Raw genomic sequence first — 423 nt, 5'->3', positions numbered from 1 at the left:
ATTTTAGAAGATGGCTTCGAAGATGCTATCCAGTTTTTAAATGAACCCAATAAGTTTCAACAATATATTCGCAGCACAAATTCACTGGAACGCTTAAACCAAGAGGTTAGAAGAAGGGAAAAGGTAATCCGAATATTTCCAAATACTCAATCCGCGTTTAGAATGATTGGAGCAGTCCTCATGCAAATAAATGAGGAACAAGAAATGAAAAAAATCATTAGAAGTAGGAAAGGTTGAGAAAAGCGCCACCTACCAAGTAAAGTGTGAACGCCTAATTTCGAATTGACATTGAGCCTCCGGTGGGCATGAATAAAAGCCAGGAAGCCAGGAGTTTAACAACACCTGGCTTGCCACCAGGCTATCATGCCCACCCCTCAATGTAAATTCGAAATAATTCTAACTCGCTATACAAATTTATAAATA

The 423-nt window shown here is 38.5% G+C and carries 1 protein-coding gene; it reads left to right on the top strand.

What is annotated here, in order from left to right:
* Positions 1-237 (top strand): transposase (locus AC6CHV_RS26355; RefSeq protein WP_498079980.1); only part of this gene is annotated, 237 nt, incomplete at its 5' end.
* Between the last annotated feature and the right edge of the window lie 186 nt (positions 238-423).

It is taken from the genome of Ferdinandcohnia sp. GQ5 (assembly GCF_059759275.1).
Note: the sequence above shows the minus strand (reverse complement) of the source record. Positions and strands in the feature narration are given on the sequence as shown.